General features: G+C 40.8%; 18 protein-coding genes. 3 read left to right on the top strand and 15 right to left on the bottom strand.

What is annotated here, in order from left to right; all coding sequences use genetic code 11:
• Positions 1-2 precede the first annotated feature (2 nt).
• The 10 genes from ACTF5Q_RS07585 to serB form a co-directional block, all read right to left on the bottom strand.
• Positions 3-245: an exodeoxyribonuclease VII small subunit gene (locus tag ACTF5Q_RS07585; RefSeq protein ID WP_020044506.1), complete on the bottom strand. Its 243-nt coding sequence runs from the start codon at positions 243-245 to the stop codon at positions 3-5.
• Positions 245-1,168, bottom strand: coding sequence for a histone deacetylase family protein (locus tag ACTF5Q_RS07580; RefSeq protein WP_438954025.1), 924 nt, complete (start codon positions 1,166-1,168; stop codon positions 245-247). The genes ACTF5Q_RS07585 and ACTF5Q_RS07580 overlap by 1 nt, the downstream gene beginning before the upstream one ends.
• 54 nt (positions 1,169-1,222) lie before the next feature.
• Entirely contained in the window at positions 1,223-2,434 is a 1,212-nt protein-coding gene (locus ACTF5Q_RS07575; RefSeq protein WP_438954024.1) for an ABC transporter permease, read from the bottom strand.
• Positions 2,435-2,438: 4 nt separating this feature from the next.
• Positions 2,439-3,713, bottom strand: coding sequence for an ABC transporter permease (locus ACTF5Q_RS07570; protein ID WP_438954023.1), 1,275 nt, complete (start codon positions 3,711-3,713; stop codon positions 2,439-2,441).
• Between the two features lie 83 nt (positions 3,714-3,796).
• Positions 3,797-4,903, bottom strand: a complete 1,107-nt coding sequence (locus tag ACTF5Q_RS07565) for an extracellular solute-binding protein (protein WP_438954022.1) — start codon at positions 4,901-4,903, stop codon at positions 3,797-3,799.
• A gap of 109 nt (positions 4,904-5,012) precedes the next feature.
• On the bottom strand, positions 5,013-6,113 hold the full coding sequence (locus ACTF5Q_RS07560; protein ID WP_438954021.1) for an ABC transporter ATP-binding protein: 1,101 nt from the start codon (positions 6,111-6,113) through the stop codon (positions 5,013-5,015).
• 135 nt (positions 6,114-6,248) lie between these two features.
• Positions 6,249-7,646: an aspartate aminotransferase family protein gene (locus ACTF5Q_RS07555; RefSeq protein WP_438954020.1), complete on the bottom strand. Its 1,398-nt coding sequence runs from the start codon at positions 7,644-7,646 to the stop codon at positions 6,249-6,251.
• Positions 7,647-7,773: 127 nt separating this feature from the next.
• On the bottom strand, positions 7,774-8,277 hold the full coding sequence (gene msrA, locus ACTF5Q_RS07550) for a peptide-methionine (S)-S-oxide reductase MsrA (RefSeq protein WP_438954019.1): 504 nt from the start codon (positions 8,275-8,277) through the stop codon (positions 7,774-7,776).
• Position 8,278: 1 nt separating this feature from the next.
• Positions 8,279-8,722 carry a peptide-methionine (R)-S-oxide reductase MsrB gene (gene msrB / locus ACTF5Q_RS07545; RefSeq protein WP_438954018.1) on the bottom strand — a complete coding sequence of 148 codons (444 nt, stop codon included), beginning with the start codon at positions 8,720-8,722 and terminating at the stop codon, positions 8,279-8,281.
• A 92-nt stretch (positions 8,723-8,814) separates the two neighbouring features.
• Entirely contained in the window at positions 8,815-9,693 is an 879-nt protein-coding gene (gene serB / locus ACTF5Q_RS07540; RefSeq protein ID WP_438954017.1) for a phosphoserine phosphatase SerB, read from the bottom strand.
• A 144-nt stretch (positions 9,694-9,837) separates the two neighbouring features.
• Here serB and ACTF5Q_RS07535 point away from each other — a divergent pair, with 144 nt between their 5' ends.
• From ACTF5Q_RS07535 to trhO, 3 genes are all read left to right on the top strand, one after another.
• Positions 9,838-10,983, top strand: coding sequence for a phosphoserine transaminase (locus ACTF5Q_RS07535; protein ID WP_438954016.1), 1,146 nt, complete (start codon positions 9,838-9,840; stop codon positions 10,981-10,983).
• 61 nt (positions 10,984-11,044) lie between these two features.
• Entirely contained in the window at positions 11,045-12,643 is a 1,599-nt protein-coding gene (gene serA, locus ACTF5Q_RS07530; protein WP_438954015.1) for a phosphoglycerate dehydrogenase, read from the top strand.
• Between the two features lie 74 nt (positions 12,644-12,717).
• Complete coding sequence (gene trhO / locus ACTF5Q_RS07525; protein WP_438954014.1) at positions 12,718-13,632, top strand: oxygen-dependent tRNA uridine(34) hydroxylase TrhO; 915 nt, start codon at positions 12,718-12,720, stop codon at positions 13,630-13,632.
• A gap of 2 nt (positions 13,633-13,634) precedes the next feature.
• Here trhO and ACTF5Q_RS07520 read toward each other — a convergent pair whose 3' ends face one another.
• The 5 genes from ACTF5Q_RS07520 to ACTF5Q_RS07500 all read right to left on the bottom strand — a co-directional run.
• The gene (locus ACTF5Q_RS07520) at positions 13,635-15,629 is read right to left on the bottom strand and encodes a hydantoinase/oxoprolinase N-terminal domain-containing protein (protein WP_438954013.1); all 1,995 of its coding nucleotides are present in this window, start codon (positions 15,627-15,629) and stop codon (positions 13,635-13,637) included.
• Positions 15,630-15,695: 66 nt separating this feature from the next.
• A complete protein-coding gene (gene queG, locus ACTF5Q_RS07515; RefSeq protein WP_438954012.1) occupies positions 15,696-16,724 on the bottom strand; it encodes a tRNA epoxyqueuosine(34) reductase QueG in 1,029 nt (342 codons plus the stop codon).
• A gap of 15 nt (positions 16,725-16,739) precedes the next feature.
• Positions 16,740-17,405: an FtsZ-binding protein FzlA gene (fzlA, locus tag ACTF5Q_RS07510; protein ID WP_438954011.1), complete on the bottom strand. Its 666-nt coding sequence runs from the start codon at positions 17,403-17,405 to the stop codon at positions 16,740-16,742.
• 91 nt (positions 17,406-17,496) lie between these two features.
• The gene (locus ACTF5Q_RS07505) at positions 17,497-18,144 is read right to left on the bottom strand and encodes a glutathione S-transferase (protein WP_438954010.1); all 648 of its coding nucleotides are present in this window, start codon (positions 18,142-18,144) and stop codon (positions 17,497-17,499) included.
• A gap of 32 nt (positions 18,145-18,176) precedes the next feature.
• Positions 18,177-18,699, bottom strand: a 523-nt coding sequence (locus ACTF5Q_RS07500; protein ID WP_438954009.1) for a radical SAM protein, incomplete at its 5' end; no start/stop codon positions are given.

The following is an 18,699-nucleotide window of genomic DNA, read 5'->3' as shown; positions in this document are numbered from 1 at the left end:
TTCTATAATCCGTCCATTTCGACCGTGCCATTTGGGTTTCCATCTTCATCCAAAGTAATTGCCGCAACTTTTTCTTCAGCCTCTTTGAGTTTTCGCTCGCACCGTTTTTTAAGTAACGCTCCTCGTTCATATAACTTTATCGATTCATCCAGAGCTACATCGCCACGATCTAGTTGATCAACTACTGCCTCTAACTCTGCCATCGCTTGCTCAAAGGTCATTTCTTCAATCGGTTTATCACTCATTATTTTGCCTCTATTAAAATTTCAATATGCGCTCTGGAACATGCAGCAAGTGCATCCAAGTTGTATCCCCCCTCAAGTATAGAGACCACTCTAGATGAACAGCAATCTCTCGCCAAATTACATACTTCACTAGTTATCCATACAAAGTCATCTACTTCCCAATTCAATTCTGCTAATGGGTCATCAACATGAGCATCGAAACCAGCGGATAGAAATATCAAATCTGGATTAAAAGATCGCACCTTAGGAAATACCCTTTCTGTATAGACTTTTCTCATCAATGCTCCATCGGAGTTTGGCGCCAACGGTAGATTAAGAACATTATCAAATTCGCCCTGCTCTTCAGCGTACCCCGTACCTGGCCATAGTGGCATTTGATGACTTGTGACAGTTAAAGCACGAGGCTCATTCCACAATAAATCTTGTGTTCCGTTACCGTGATGCACATCAAAATCAATCACAGCGACCTTAGGCAGTTTATGAAAATCTAAGGCATGTTTAGCAGCGATTGCTACATTTCCAAAAATACAAAAGCCCATAGGTATCTGCGCCTTAGCATGGTGCCCGGGAGGCCGTACAGCAACAAATGCATTCTTTGCTTTGCCAGATATAACTGTGTCCACAGCACATATGGCCCCACCGGCAGCCCTATATGCCGCAGTAACAGTGCCTGGCGACATATGTGTATCCCCATCCAACTGGCTCATTCCAGTTTCTGGACTGTTAGCATGAATTAAATCTATGTGTGATTGCGGATGAACTGCAAGGATATTTTCTTTTTCGGCGAGTGGCGCCTCAATTCTGAGTAAATCCAAATCTTCTACAGCCCGCAAAATATGCTCTAGGCGCGCTACCTGCTCTGGATGCCCAGATGGGGTTTCATGTTTCAAACAATCACTATGAGTTATAAAAGCAGTCGCCATTTTTTATCCAACTAATCTTTATACCAACGCGGACTGGTAATTTTTAATCATATACTACCCAGGTGACAAACCTCTTAATCTCTCCGATCTCCTACGTAATAATTCAAGTGTTACAAGAAGAGCGATAGAGATCGCTACCAATATTGTTGCCACTGCAAGGATAGTGGGGCTTATTTGTTCTCTCAATCCTGTAAACATCTGCCAAGGTAAAGTTTTCTGATTTGTAGAGCCTACGAACATAACTACAACAACCTCATCAAATGAAGTTATGAAAGCAAATAGGCCTCCAGATATTACACCTGGCAAAATAAGAGGCATTTGTATCTTAAAAAACGTCTTAACTGGATCAGCACCCATATTAGCGGCAGCCCTGGTCAGCGAGCTATCAAATCCTACAAGAGTTGCGGTGACTGTAATGATTACAAATGGGATGCCCAAAACACTATGAGCGAGAATTACTTTGACGTAACCTACAAAATTTTTATCTAGCCCTATCCTGTCTTCAAGAAAGTTTCCAACGTGAGAATAAAAGAAAAACATGCCCGTTGCAGAGATAATCAGGGGGACAATCATTGGTGAGATTAAAATAGCTGTAATTGCCCTTTTAAACGGAACGTGACTTTGACTTAACCCAATAGCTGCAAGGGTTCCAAGAGATACAGAAACGATAGTTGCTACAGGAGCAATTAATAATGAATTTTTAAAAGACCGCTGCCATTCATTATTGGTAAAAAAATCTTTGTAATGTTTGAGAGAATACCCATCTGGATCAAACCGCAGCATCTCAGGAGTAAAAGTGAAAAAATCTTGCGCATTAAAAGATAAGGGCATCACAACAAGAATTGGAGTTATTAAGAATACAAAAATCACCCCACAAATTACTCTAAATGTATAGTGCCACAAAACCTGACCGGCCGATAAATATGGCTGAAGCTTTGCTCTGTATCTTCCCAAATTAAGCCAGTACAAGAACCAACCTGAAAACCAACCCAATATAAGTCCTAAGAATACTCCAATAATTCCAATAAAAAGAAACCCAAATATGATAAGGAAAAAGCAAATACTGTAACGAACAATTAGCTCTTTTTGACGCAAAAAGATCGCTAGAAAACTAATCAAAAACATAAATAAAGCGCCAGAAATCAAACCGAGGGGTCCAGATCCGTTAGCAACACCAGCAACTAACCCAATTAAACCTCCCATCATTGCCATACAAATAAGGGTAAATACAAACGGACTCAAAAAGCTGTTTTTAGGTTCACTCATATTGCTATCCACCCAGTTTCACATTATCGATCCCGACGATCTTATCGTAAGTCCAATATAAGATAAGAACGGCAACAAGTAGTATTGTGCCCAAAGCGGCTGCCAGTCCCCAATTCAAAGATTTCAATATATGGTAAGCTATTCGGTTAGATATGAAGACACCTTTGGTACCACCTACAATCTCAGGTGTGATGTAATAGCCGATAGCAAGAATAAAAACTAAAATAGAACCAGCTCCAATACCAGGTATAGACTGGGGGAAATATACCCTCCAAAAAGCGGTCCAGTTTGTTGCTCCCAATGACTTTGCTGCGCGCAAATAGCTTGGTGGTATTGTTTGCATAACTGAATACATTGGTAAAATCATAAATGGTAAAAGGATATGGGTCATGGCAACGATAGTCCCAATCTCATTATTTATCATGATCAAGCGAGCGTCATCGGAAACAAGACTGAGTTGCACTAAAATATCATTAATAACACCCTGCTGCTGCAACATGACCTTCCAGGCTGACGTTCGTACTAGCAAGGATGTCCAAAAAGGTAATAATACTAGTATCATGAGCAGGTTTGCCTGCCGCATTGGTAAATTTGCAAGTAACCACGCTACTGGATAACCGAGAAGTATACATGAAAACGTGATTATCAAAGACATAACAAGAGTACGTTGGAACAGCTTAATTAGAATGGTTTTATCTTCAGGCTGAAAATCTGCACCCTCTGCTGTTTTACGCATATCGATAGCATTTAAAAAGTATCCCGACGTATAACGCGGACTATGGGTTTTTATAATTTGCCATACTTCAACTTCACCCCACCCTTTGTGAACTTTAATTAATTTTTCTTTAAATGGACCGTCAGTTTCCATATCCCACTTTTTTGCTTTTCTTGCCGTTTTCTTAAATAGTGATGCAATACCGGACTTTTCGTAATTGAGCCTCAGTGCAACTTTAGTATGAACTTTTACCTTAGCCGCATTCTGGATATCCTGTGCAAATGCTTTATAAACGAGCTCATCTGGCAATTCGCCACTCAGAGCATCCCAAGACTGTATTGCACTAACCGTTGCAGGCAAAGTTTGAGAAACTAAGTCATTCTCAACCGATCGCGAAAGCATGGAAACAATCGGCATAATAAATGCGACAAGAATAAAGATAAGCAAGGGCGAAATTAGCAGCAGCGCTCGTATTTTTTGTTGTCTTAGGGAACGACTTAAGCTTTTCTTTAAAGGCGTACCGTCTGCTGATAACAGAGTGCTGTTAGGTGAGCTGTTAACCATAAAAGGCCCATGAAGAGTGTTAAAATATTAGTTAAATTTTGTGATTAGAAGGGCCCACTTGGCCCTTCTAAGTTATTTACAAATTATTTTGCTAACCATGCCTGGAATTTAGCATCGAGATCGTCTCTGTAATCCGCCCAAAAATCATAATTCATCAAAAAAGCTCTTGATAGATTTTCTGGTGCAGTTGGCATATGTGGCGCCATATCTATACCAAGATCAGCATGCTTCCCAACCAACGGTGCTGAAGATGCTCTAGCAGGACCATAACTGATATATTTCGCCTGATCTGCAAGTCGTTGTGTGTCTGTTGCAAACATGATGTAGTCCAACGCGCGTGCTTGTCTTTCAGGACTAAGACCTGCTGGAATAATCCAACCATCCAAGTCCATAACCTGACCATCCCAAATCATCGCAACAGGTTGCTTTTGCTCTTCGATCAAAGAAAATAGACGCCCATTATAAGTAGCGCCCATTATTACCTCACCATCAGCAAGTAACTGGGGAGTATCAGAGCCAGAGGAAACCCAGATAACGTCGCCTTTAATTGTATCAAGTTTAGCAAGTGCTCTATCTTGGCCTTCTTCGGTAGCAAGTACATCATAAATATCAGATTTAGCTACACCATCACAAAGTAGGGCCCACTCCATTTGATTGATCGGAACACTAAAGAGAGAACGTTTGCCTGGATATGTTTTGGTATCGAAAACAGCGCAGACACTGTCTGGAGGATTATCTCCTACGAGATCTGTTCTATATCCAAAAGTAGTTGAATACACGATTTGTGGGATAAAACACTCAGAAACAAGCATATCCCCAAAATCTTCAGATGCCGGTGTTCCATCTGGCGCTGGTGCAAGCATAGTATCTGGATCAATCTCCAGAGCTAAACCTTCATCACATAGCTGCATGGCTGGAGCAGCTTCAACGTCAACAACGTCCCATGTGATATTGTTAGCCTCATTCATCGCTCTTAGCTGCGCAACAGCAGTTGATGAACTGTCATCATTAAGTATCGTTACGCCTGTCTTGGCAGAGTAAGGCTCGTGATATGCCTTAAGTTGGGACGCAGAGTAAGCGCCACCCCAAGACACAATTGTCATTTCCATTGACATGTGACTTCCAGCAAAAGCAGCACTAGAAATCAATGCTGCTGAAGCAGTTGTCATAATTGTTTTAGTGAAGTTCATTAGCTTCTCCCATGTTACCCGTTGTAAGAAAACAGTGTCGGCCTTACGGGCAAATAAACCAATACTGCAAAAGCTATATCCAAAATGAATACGCTAAACCAACTCCTTTTCATGCATCTAAAGCACGACAACACTCGGGAGACCAACCTATCTCAACCTTTTCTCCAGGCTTCAGCCGCACTTGATTAGACGAATTTCTTGTTTTTACAATGAAGTCTTCGTTACCAGCTACCTTAAGTCTAGTACGAAACGTATCACCCATATAAATAAATTCCAAAACTTCCGCTGTCAGAGTATGCGCTTTTTTTGGAAGTTTACTTTTATTGAGCTCTACCCTTTCTGGTCTAATGGATACTTGAGTTCGCTCGCCGACTTCGGAAACATTAACGGGTTTACAGTCAATAATATCACCACTATCCAATTTGACTGTTGCAATGTCACTCTTTAACTCTTTCACGACCCCATTAAGAGTATTATTTTCACCGATAAATTGTGCTACAAAACTGTTTTCTGGTTCTTCATACAGCTGGTCTGGAGTAGCTAACTGCTGAATACGGCCATCGTTAAACACTGCTACGCGATCTGACATCGTCAAGGCCTCTGTCTGATCATGCGTGACGTAAACAACTGTAATCCCCAGACGATGTGCAAGTGCCGTTATTTCAAACTGCATTTTTTCACGAAGTTGTTTATCCAAGGCACCAAGTGGCTCATCCATCAAAACTAATTCGGGTTCGAACACGAGCGCGCGTGCCAGGGCAATGCGCTGTTGTTGACCCCCAGACAACTGTGCTGGTCGCCGACCCTTAAACCCACCCATTTCAACCATATCAAGTGCTCTAGCAACCTTTTCTTCACGAACAGACTTCTCAAGCTTTCTAACTTCTAAGGGGAAGGATAAGTTTTCTGCAACTGTCATATGTGGGAAAAGCGCATAATTTTGAAATACCATCCCTATCCCACGTTTGTGCGGTGGTATGTTATTGATTGAAACACCATTTAACATTATGTCGCCATGTGTTGCTGTTTCAAATCCAGCTAACATCATCAAACAGGTTGTTTTGCCCGAACCAGAGGGACCAAGCATAGTTAAAAATTCACCTTTTGGGATTTCAAGGTTTAGATCTTTTACTACCAGCGTTTCGCCATCATAGCTTTTTTGCACACGATTGAACCGTACAAAAGCTTCTGCTTGTGAGTCTTTGGCCAATATTAACTTCCTGGTTTCGCTTTATCTTCTCTATAGAATCGTCTGATTAAAACATATGACTCAATACCAGATCAACAAGATATGCAAAAATAAACTAATAGATTGTTTATATTGCTATTTTTTGAACTAAAATAGTTAAATCGGAGCGGACTTCCATAATCCTTTTACTTTCACTTTACTCATGCCTTCGTCTAACGATTTCCAGGCGCGCTCAATCAAAATATCAATTTGTTCTTTATCAATAATCAAAGGCGGTGAAATAATCATTCGATCCCCAACATGACGCATTATAAGATTGTTGGCAAAACAGCATTCACGGCAAATGTATCCGACTGTGCCAGAAGGGGATAAAAATTTGGCTCGGTTTGCTTTATCTGGTGTCAAAGCTAGCGAGCCCATCATTCCAACAATTTTTGCCTCGCCAACCATGGGGTGATCACTCAGCGTAGCCCACTTGTTAGCCAAGTATGGCCCCGTTTGGTTTTTAACACGCTCAACAATTCCTTCAGACTCAATAATGTTTAAATTTGCCAATGCAACGGCTGCGGCTACTGGATGACTTGAATATGTGTAACCGTGGTTAAACTCATCTTTTCCTATTACTTCAGCTATTTTTTTTGAAACAATCGATCCGCCAATTGGCTGATAGCCGGAACTTAAACCCTTCGCAACAGTCATAATATCAGGCCTAATTTTCATGGTTTGCGAGCCGAACCAATTACCAGTTCTTCCAAAACCGCAAATAACCTCATCAGCAATTAAAATTATCTCATACTTGTCACAAATCCTTTGAATTTCTGGCCAATATGTATCTGGAGCGACAATAACTCCACCAGCACCTTGAACAGGCTCAGCTATGAAAGCTGCAACTCTTTCTTCACCATACTCTACTATTGCCTCTTCGAGTTCCCTCGCTCTAGCTAACCCAAACTCCTCTGGACTTAACTCACCACCTTCCGCCCACCAATCGGGTTGATTGATGTGTTGGACGTTGGGAATTGGCAAACCGCCCTGTTGATGCATTGCATTCATACCGCCTAGCGACGCTCCACCCAAGGTGGATCCGTGATATGCATTTTTCCTGCTGATTATTATATTTTTCTCTGCATGACCCAATAATGCCCAGTATTGCCTCACAATACGAATGTTAGTGTCATTTGCTTCAGACCCTGAGCCCGCATAAAACACATGGTTCAAATCTCTCGGCGCTAATTTCGCAAGTTTTTCTGACAGATCAATCGCCGGGATATGTGTAGTCTGAAAAAAGGTATTATAATAGGGTAGTTCTCTCATTTGCCGCTCAGCAGCCTGAGCCAACTCTTCTCGACCGTAACCGATATTAACACACCATAATCCAGCCATTGCGTCCAACAGTTCTTCACCATTACTATCGTAGACATAAATCCCCTGCGCAGATGTGATAATTTTTGACCCTTTATTTGCCAAATCATGTTGAGCGGTAAATGGATGCAAATGATGCGCCGCATCACGCTTTTGCAATTCCTCAGTGGGAAAATGGTTTCGTATATTCATTTACCGTGACCTCTCAAAAAAACACTCCGCCTTAGGGCTTAGAAAAGAATAGTTTGTAATGCTTTTATCGTCAACGATTTGAGTTTTTAAGATACGAAAGATTTACAAAAGCATAATCAAAATGGGCTTAAGATTTCGATAATTTCCAATTATCTCTCGGGAAATGACATGTGTAGCCTCTGGGGTATCTTTGCAGATAGTTCTGATGCTCTGGTTCTGCTTCCCAAAACTCAGTAGCTTTTGAAACCTTTGTAACCACTCTTCCTGGCCAACGCCCACTTTCGTTAATCTCCGAAATTATTTCATGGGCATCAACTTCTTGCTCAGTGCTGAGAGCAAATATTTCTGACCTATAAGAATCACCAATATCATTCCCCTGACGATCTAAAGTAGTAGGATCATGTATCTGGAAAAAGAACTGTAACAGATCTCGATATGAAGTAACTTGGTTATCGTACTCTACTTCTATCGCTTCCGCATGCCCTGTTGTTTTTGTACAAACCATTTGGTACGTCGGGTTACTAACATGTCCCCCCGTGTATCCAACGCGGGTGCTTAGAACGCCAGGGCGCATTCGAATTAACTCTTCCATTCCCCAGAAACATCCCCCAGCAAAAATTGCTTTAGCCATACTACTCTCCTATTTGGCTTATGAATTCACCATAGCCTTCTGCTTCCATCTCATCTAATGGAATAAATCGCAGACTGGCGGAGTTTATACAATAACGTAAACCACCTCTTTCTGGCGGCCCATCTGGAAAAACATGCCCGAGGTGACTATCTGCAAATTTTGACCGCACCTCCGTGCGCAACATTCCGTGGCTACTGTCTTGTAACTCTGCAACATGAGACGAAACTAGTGGTTTGGTAAAGCTTGGCCAACCACACCCAGATTCAAACTTTTCATCTGATGAAAATAAAGGCTCTCCCGAAACAATATCTACATAAATTCCAATTTTTTTATTGTTAAGGTATTTTCCTGTACCCGGTCGCTCTGTACCGTTTTCTTGGGTAACCCAGTGCTCAATCTCATTTAATTGGTCAATACGCATTGGATCTTTGAAGTATTTTGACAAGACAACTTCTCCTATTTTGCAATTAAATAAAAATATAGACCTTAAAAATCTTATTCAAACATTCGAGATAGAAATAGTATTTATTAATCTATTTACGTGCTTACAAAATCTTCTTTTTTATATCCTTGGAGATAAAGCAAGGAACTTAAATCACAGTGATTAATCACTATATCACATTTCTCAGCTACAATAGGTTTTGCATGCATGGCAACACCAATTCCTGCGATCTCTAGCATTTCAAGATCATTCGCTCCATCACCAACAGCCAGCACATCGCTGTGCATGAGACCTCGCTCTTTCACCAAACGATTTAATTGATTTACTTTTTCATTTTTTCCCAAGATTGGCTCAGCAACCTTACCAGTAAAAACCCCATTTTCTTCAACGAGTATATTTGCGTTTTGCTCATCAAAACCTAAGTTTATTCCGATAGGAATTGAGAACGCTGTAAAGCCGCCCGATACTAAGGCCGTATATGCGCCGTTTGCCTTCATCGTGCTGACTAAGGTTTTACCGCCTGAGCGAAGGGTAATTCTTTTTTCTAAAACTTGTTCAACTACAGAACTCGGGCATTGAGCCAATAAACTTACTCGCTCGTTTAAAGCATCATGAAAACCTAACTCACCATTCATTGCACGCGTTGTTATTTTTTTTACTTCACCTCCCACTCCACACATATCGGCAAGCTCATCAATACACTCTTGCTCTATCATAGTACTATCCATGTCAGCTAAAAGTAGCGATTTAAAATGATTTTCTTTTTTCTGGAACACCATATCTATTTTAATGCGCTGTAGCTGCGACCATATTTCATAATGCGTTGTGCTCTTTTTTTCTACATCGAAACACACAGCTTCATCGTCACAGAGCCATGAAAGATTTTGACCGTCCATGGAAGAATAGACTGAATTAACCAGTTTCTGGCTTAGGGTCTCAGTTCCACTAGTGCATAAAAGTATAACACTATACATTGAATAACTTCCGCTCACACCTTTTACGAACTTGAACGCCCTATAGCGTTAAAATCGGACTTGTTAAAGTCTTTCGAAATCTATATCAGTTTTTGTGGGACACCCCTCCCCAACGAGGGGCATATATCTGTAAGGGTAAAATAAATGAATATAGAAAAACCGGTTGCGCGGCCTGATAATGCGTATTTTTCTTCTGGACCATGCGCCAAATATCCCACATTTTCCACTGATAAACTACTCTCTGCAGCAGTAGGCCGATCACATCGAGCTAGCGTGGGAAAAAAGAAACTCAAAAAGTTAATAGATGGTGTGAGAGAAATCTTAGAAGTTCCATCTGGTTATAAAGTAGGGATTGTACCGGCATCAGATACTGGAGCCGTGGAAATGGCAATGTGGTCTCTACTTGGCGCTCGAAACACTACGATGGTAGCTTGGGAAAGCTTTGGAAAAGACTGGATTAATGATGTTGTAAATGAATTAAAAATTAATCCTGAAATTATAACTGCCGACTATGGCCATATCGTCGACATGTCTTCAATCGATTATGACAACGACGTTGTATTTACGTGGAATGGCACCACTTCTGGTGTTTGTATGAAGAACGGAGACGATATTCCACTCAAAAGAAAAGGCCTTACAATTTGCGATGCAACCTCAGCCGCGTTTGCCATTAGACTGCCATTCGAAAAATTGGATGTTACGACATTCAGCTGGCAAAAAGTGATGGGTGGAGAGGCTGCACATGGTATAATAATATTATCACCAAAGGCAATTGAACGCCTAGAAAGTCATGAAGTTAATTGGCCAATTCCAAAAATATTTAGAATGACCAAAAATAATAAACTGATCCAAGGTATATTTGAAGGAGCCACAATTAATACGCCTTCAATGTTGGCGGTTGAAGATTTTTTATATGCATTGGAATGGGCCAGAGAAATTGGTGGCTTAGATGAATTAATTTCAAGGGCTGAAAGTAATGCAAAAACAGTTTGGTCGTTCTGCGATCAAAGAGATTGGATAGATAATCTTGCCATCGATCGTGAAACTCGCTCTGTCACATCCGTTTGTTTGAAATTTACTGATCCAAAAATAAAAGACGGAGTAACGTTTTCAAAAGCCATTGTTAAGCGCTTGGAAGATGAAGAGGTAGCCTATGATATTGCATCTTACAGAGATGCACCCCCGGGGTTACGAATTTGGTGTGGTGGAACTGTAAATAAAATTGATTTGGAGCAAATGCTTCCATGGCTTGAATGGGCATATCACGAGGAATTAGCAAGGCAGATTTAGGATAAAGATCCTACGCGTCAGTGTTAAACGTACTTTTAATTAATAATCAAGGAGCTTAATTATGGCACCCAAGGTACTCGTTTCCGATAAGTTATCTGAGACTGCTATTAAAATATTTAAAGAAAAAGGTATCGAAGTCGACTTCATGCCTGAAGTAGGCAAAGATAAAGAAAAACTTGCCGAAATTATAGGTGATTACGATGGTTTGGCCATAAGGTCAGCAACTCGAGTTACCCCCACAGTTCTTAGAAATGCAAAAAAACTAAAAGTCATCGGACGAGCTGGAATTGGTACAGACAATATCGACAAAGAAGAAGCATCAAAAAAGGGTATTATTGTAATGAATACACCCTTTGGGAATATGATAACCACAGCTGAACATGCAATCGCCATGATGTTCGCAGTAGCACGTCAAATACCTGAGGCATCAATTTCTACGCATGAAGGGAAATGGGAAAAATCAAGGTTTATGGGTGTTGAGCTTACTCGAAAAACTCTTGGTGTGATAGGAGCAGGGAATATTGGTGGAATTGTCTGTGAGAGAGCTCGTGCATTACAAATGAAAGTTCTGGCTTACGATCCTTTCCTTGGTGAGGAAAAAGCAGACAGCATGGGCGTCGAAAAAGTTGAGCTGAATGAGCTCTTACAAAAGGCAGACTTCATAACACTTCATGTGCCATATACCGAGGCAACAAAAAATATTTTAAGTCGAGAGAATTTAAGTAAAACAAAAAAAGGCGTTCGAATAATAAACTGCGCAAGAGGTGGTTTGGTTGATGAGAGCGCTTTAGCAGATCTCATTCAATCAGGACATATTGCAGGAGCTGGTTTCGATGTCTTCTCAGATGAACCGGCTACTGACAATCCATTATTTCAAATTCCAAATGTGGTTTGTACTCCTCATCTAGGCGCGGCAACGAGTGAAGCACAAGAAAATGTTGCAATCCAAGTAGCCGAGCAAATGGCCAACTATCTAAATGAAGGAGCTGTAGAAAACGCATTAAATATGCCTTCCATGACCGCCGAAGAAGCTAAAATAATGGGACCTTGGGTAAATTTAGCCGGGCATCTTGGGAGTTTCATAGGGCAGATGACTGATGAGCCATTGGAGGCCATAAATATTTTATATGACGGTTCTGTTTCAAAAATGAATTTGGAAGCCTTAAATTGTTCCGTGATCGCCGGTATAATGAAAAAGGTAAACCCAGATGTGAATATGGTATCCGCTCCAGTAATTGCAAAGGAGCGTGGTGTACAAATTTCTACAACAAACCAAGATAAATCTGGAGCGTTTGATGGCTATATAAAAGTGACTGCTGTAACTAAAACGAAAGAACGCTCGATCGGGGGAACCGTATTCAGTGATGGCAAACCCCGGTTTATACAAATAAAAGGTATAAATTTGGATGCTGAAGTTGGTAAAAATATGCTGTATACCACTAATGAAGATGTGCCGGGAATAATTGGACAGCTTGGGCAAATTCTGGGCTTAAACAAGATAAATATTGCTAACTTTACTTTAGGACGCGCAGGAATTGGTGGTGAAGCCATAGCCTTACTTTATCTTGATGGACCAATAACTCCAGATGCAGTAAACCAATTAAAGGACACTGGCATGTTCAAACAAGTTAAGCCTTTGGCTTTTGATTTAGCAAAGTAATTCAAACAATGAATTTTAACGTTTTCAAGTAGTCACAAAATATGAAACTAGTTGCAGATATAAAGGTTTAACTAATGTTTATAGTTGCAGCATTATATCATTTTACCAGGTTCAAAGATCACAGAAAATTATGTGGCCCCTTGCAAAATGAATGTAATTCATCCGGAGTTACAGGATCGCTTTTAGTGGCACCAGAAGGAATAAATGGTACAATCTCCGGCTCTCGCCAAGGCATTGATAACGTGATTAAATACATAAAAACCCTGCCAGGCTGTAGCAATATTGAGCATAAAGAAAGTGTCGCTTCTTTGCCGCCATTCCCAAGGATGAAAGTAAAGATAAAAAAAGAAATTGTAACAATGGGTCAACCTGACGTGAACCCAGCAGAAAAAGTTGGGAAATATGTTGAACCCAAAGATTGGGATTCATTTATAAATGCATCAGATGTGGTGCTTATTGATACGCGGAATGATTATGAGGTAGGCATTGGAACCTTTAAAGGCGCGATAAATCCTAAAACAAAGAGTTTTAGCGACTTTCCAGAATGGTGGGAGGAAAATAAAGATAAATTCAGGAATAAAAAAATTGCTATGTTTTGTACCGGTGGCATCAGATGTGAGAAGTCAACTAACTACCTCCTCGGCAAGGGTGTAAAAGAGGTACATCATTTGAAGGGTGGGATTCTAAAATATTTAGAAGAAATTCCTGAAGAACAAAGTAGCTGGGAGGGTGACTGCTTTGTCTTTGACGCCAGAGTTTCGGTAAGGCATGAGTTAAGCGAGGGACTACACCAGTTATGTTATGCGTGTCGTCACCCAATACTCCCAAAAGATCAAAACCATAGCAAATATGAGCATGGCGTTTCTTGTCACCAATGTTTTGATAAAACCTCTGATTACGATAAAAGCCGATTTAGGGAGAGACAAAAACAAATAAAACTTGCACGTGATCGAGGAGAAAAGCACATGGTTGGCTATGATGGGAATTGAACCTACTGTGATATTCTAGGACGCCCAGATGCTTCTACAGTCAAAATTGCTTCCACGAACATCTCGCGAGCCTCGGCCTTTGCTTTTTTAATATTCCGTGACACTTTCGTAACGATATCAGCTGCACCTGAATCACGCGCTTGATCAATTGCTTTTTCGACTAAGAAACTTTCTAAACAATCTAAAGCTTGTTCCTCATTTAAAAAATCTTTCGGTCCATCCGGAAAATGGGCCCTGAATTGCCCTTCACTAGGAGCAGTAATAGAGCCTTGCACTCGCCGAGTTATACGCCCGACTACCGCTCCAATAGCATTGGCTACATCACTATGCTGGGGGAGTATCATATCACACTTCAGAAGGTCACCAACTGCTGGATAATATGAAGAAGCAGAGGCACCAAGACCTACAACGGGTAAATTTAGACCGGTATCAATTTTCACAATATTTTTATGGGTACTCAAACCTTGAACCATTATTATATTATTTGCTAATTCTTCAGCAGGATAATCAAATTTCTCCTCTTCATGAAATGCACTTTCCAATAAGAATGACGCTGTTTGTCTCTGTAATTGATTTATTATCATTTTAGACAAACCTTCCGCGGTTTCTCCCAATAAATCACCTGAGCCCTTGCGTCTTCTGCCAAACAACAAAATAGCTTTTTCTGCTGCAGCGGCATCCCAAGTAGTCATTTTTTTCAACACATGGCTAGCATCAGACGGTGTGACACCGGCAACCTGTATGAGTCCACGCGACACAAGTCGCTCGATGGATTTTATTTCGATCCGTGTCTGAATGACCGACCTGAGTGATTTTGCGGTTCTTTCAATTCGTGAGAGTACTTTTAAATCTCTAGACTGCAAGCCATGATCATCTGGACTTGAAATAAGCCTTATAAATTTTCCATCATACTCTCCAGGAGTTGCCGTTCTTAATTGTTCATCCAAAATATCGTGAATATGCGGTTCTTGATGAGCAAGTAATGATATAGGAACTAATCTTTTTGGGCCTAAATGCACACCACCCTTCAGCCCCTCGGACAGAAAATGGACTTGGCTGTCACCGCCCAGCCCTGTTGTGCGCATTGCGACCGCTTCGACCATTGTGCGAAAATTCCCAACGCGAGCACCAGCTGCGTCGAGTGTCGGGCGCCCATCCTTAAGTAGTGCAACGTCGGTAGTTGTCCCACCGATATCAGATACGAAACCTAGATTTAATTTTGTCATCCATTTCGCACCAACAATTGACGCTGCAGGCCCACTTAGAATTGTCTCTATAGGTTTATTGCGAGCCTCACTTGCAGAAATAAGCGCGCCATCACCACGCACGACCATCAAAGGGGCATCAATTTTTAGATTGGACAGAGTAGCTCCACAACGACCTATCAATTCATCAATTATCCCAATTAATCTTGCATTAAGCACGGCAGTAAGAGCCCGTCTTGGTCCATTGAGTTTTGAAGACAACTGATGAGACGCAGTTACGGGTTTATCAGTCAAATTCCTTATTAATTCCATAATCTGAAGCTCATGGGCAGCATTGCGGGTCGCAAATTGGCTAGCGACAGCAAAAGCTGAGACCCCATCGCGCTTTAAGACCCATTCTTTGATTTCTTCTAAGTTAATTCGACACGTTTCGTCACCAGCATGATTATGCCCACCTTTTACTTGTAAAACTGGATCACCTCTCAACGCATCATTAATACTATGCTTGGCTAGATCACCATCGCGAAACCCAACAAATATTAAGGCAACTCTGCCACCTTGATCTTCAACAAGCGCGTTTGTCGCCAAAGTGGTTGAAAGCGATACAAGAGAGATATCCTTTGGTTTTATTGAAGATTTATCAATGACATTTCGTATGGCCTCAGATATGCCAAATGATAAATCGTGGCGGGTAGTGAGTGCCTTTGCACTAGCTATGACCTCTGTTTCATCACGTAAAATAACGGCATCCGTATATGTGCCGCCAGTATCCACTCCTAAGAAAAAAGCCACGTTGCTCTCCTAGACCTTATTGCAGAGTTTCAAATAAAAAATTACAGCACATTAATTACCGCCTATTCACGCTAATTGAGTAAGAGCCCACGTTGCAGCGTCACGTATTGCGGAATCTGGATCTTTAGTAAGAGGTTTTACAACTTTTTTAAATTTCTGCTCCCGTGAATTGCCAATCGCATAGAGAACATTTCTTACAAATCTATCGCGGCCTATACGCTTTATTGGACTACCAGAAAACTTATCTCTGAAAGCTCTATCGTCTAACGAAACAAGCTCTTTCAGATCTGGCATTTTTAGTTCTTCCCGAGCATAAAGCCTTGTTTCACTACCAGCTTTTGCGAACTTATTCCAAGGGCAAATAGCCAAACAGTCGTCACAACCATATATTCGGTTGCCAATTTTCGACCTTAAATCAATTTCCACTGGACCACGATGTTCTATGGTAAGGTAAGAGATACAGCGTCTCGCATCAATTTGATAGGGCTTGGGAAAAGCGTCTGTTGGACAGATGTCAATGCATGACTGACATGAACCACAATGATCCACTTCCGGATCATCGGGTTCAATTTCTACTGTCGTGAAAATAGATCCAATAAAAAACCAATTCCCTAAGTCACGGCTCACCAGGTTTGTATGCTTCCCCTGCCAACCCAACCCCGCCATCTGCCCTAAAGGTTTTTCCGGCACGGGTGCGGTATCTACAAATACCTTTACTTCGCCACCGGCCTCTTCGATTAACCAACGTGCAAGCGACTTCAATTTTTTCTTTATGACAACGTGGTAATCTTTATTTTGCGCATAAACAGAAATTGCAGCTTTATCAGGATATTTTAGAACATCCATAGGATTATGTACCGGCGCATAACTCTGAGCCAGCATTATCACTGACTTCGCATCAGGCCAAAGAATTTTAGGGTTTTCACGCCATTCAATTCTATCTGAAAGCCAAGTCATTTGACCATGATAATTCAAACTTAAGAATTCTCGAAAAGGCCCTGAGATAGATGGTAATTCGGACGGATTACAGACTTTTATTAAATCGAAGCTGAGATCCTTCGCCCGATCTATCAATTTCGATTTTAAATCAGTCACAGTTTTTCCAATGAGTTAAAAATCCAAATCATTATAATGAATAGGCGGCGGGAAACCTGAAACTTGATCTGCTAATAAACTACGAAAGGCAGGTCTTGATTTAATTTTAGCATACCAATCCTTCACAGCAAGAGACCTATTCCAATCGATGTCACTTAAATAATCTAGTGTGGAAAAATGCGCGGCAGCGGCAAAATCAGCAAGGGTCATAACTTCTCCTGCCAGCCAACGTCTGTGTTCAAGCAGCCAAGCCATGTAATCGATATGATACTTAATATTTTTTGAACCCTCTTTTATATTTTTACTATCCGGAAAACCTTGTCCCATTATTTTCTTATTTATCCGCTCATAAAGAAGCTTTGATGTGACTTCATTATGAAATTTGTCATCAAACCATGAGACCACTCGTCGAGCCTCGAACCTTTCTTTGGGAGTTGCTGGGAGCAAAGCCTTATCAGGATATTCTTCCTCTAAGTATTCGCAGATTGCGGTACTTTCAGAAAGTATTTCATCACCAACTTTCAAGACAGGTAATTTGCCCGCAGGATTTCTTCTCAAGAATTCTGCTGATTTGTCCCAATAACGCTCCTCAACGAGCTCAACCTCTATCTTTTTCTCAGCAAGGCTTAAACGAACTTTCCTACAGAATGGTGATAAGGGGACGTGATATAGTCTGAACATTTATAGCCTTTATGATCTAAAAAATTTTGAAACTAATATTCACAAGAAATTTCGTAACGCAAACATAAAGATCAACTAAAAGCTACAATTGTTAGGACCAATAAAGATCAGAAAACATGACAGGTGAATCACATTCCTGCCAAGGATGTATCTTTGTCATAATTTTATTGAATTCTGAACTTTGCTTAAAACTATCTAACCACTTGATCAAATTAATCCAGTCTTGGTCATAAAACCAGACTTGGTCAATGTGGGCAAATTGTCTGACAAAGGGTAATATTGCCAAATCTGCAATGGACATATTTGCTCCAAACAAATTTGGAGAGAGTGTATTTTCCAATTTATATAGAAAGACTGAAGCTTCATCTCTAGATTGTACAGGATCTGCATCTGGAAACCTGTTTGGATACTTTGTTCTATCAAGAGCACGCTTAAAATTTCCATCACACTCTGAAATTAAATCGAAGCCATACTCTGGCATTTCCATTAAATTAGTCGGATCATTCTGACCCAAAGCCCACTTCATAATATCAAGACTTTCGTCCAGTACTGTCATTTTAAGTCTCAAAGATGGAACTGTGCCACTTGGTGATGTGGCTAAAAACTCCTTGGGCTTTTCTCGGAGAACTATTTCTCGAATTTCAACATTGATCCTAGCGTAAAACAGGGCAAGCCTTGCCCTAATTGCGTAAGGGCACCTCCTAAAACTATAAAGAATTGGTTGTTTAAATTCGGGCATTACTTTGTTAAATTTAAATAATCGACCTGCATCTAATAGATCATCAATTGACTATTTGAAGCATCACTTATTGTAGTATCAATTATTGAGCCTTCCTGTTGCGGACTTGCAAAAAGAACTTCGGCAAACTGCTCTGTCCGACCCAGAACAGAACTTTCCATAAGTACTTTGTGTTTTAGTCCTATTTGCTCTTTCAGATGTTTACTGCGTACTTTTTTTCCTAATGATCTTAGAAGTTCAGCCCTGCTTTTTATTATTCTTCCATCAATCTGGGGCATGCGAGCTGCAGGCGTCCCATCTCTCTTAGAATATGGAAAAACATGCAGCCAGGTTAAGCCACATTCTTCAACTAACTTTATGGAATTCTTAAAATGTTCATCAGATTCAGTAGGAAATCCAGCTATTATATCCGCCCCGAAGGTCACTTCCGGTCTCAATTTTCTAACTTGTTCACAAAATGAAATCGCGTCCTTTCTTAAGTGACGTCTTTTCATTCGTTTTAGAATTAAGTCATCTCCATGCTGAAGGCTTAAATGAAAGTGAGGCATAAGCCTA

It is taken from the genome of Candidatus Salinivivens marinus (assembly GCF_965655845.1).
Classification (GTDB): Bacteria; Pseudomonadota; Alphaproteobacteria; order Rhodobacterales; family Rhodobacteraceae; genus Salinivivens; species Salinivivens marinus.
The sequence above is the reverse complement of the archived record's forward strand: the minus strand, read 5'-3'. Positions and strand labels throughout refer to the sequence as shown.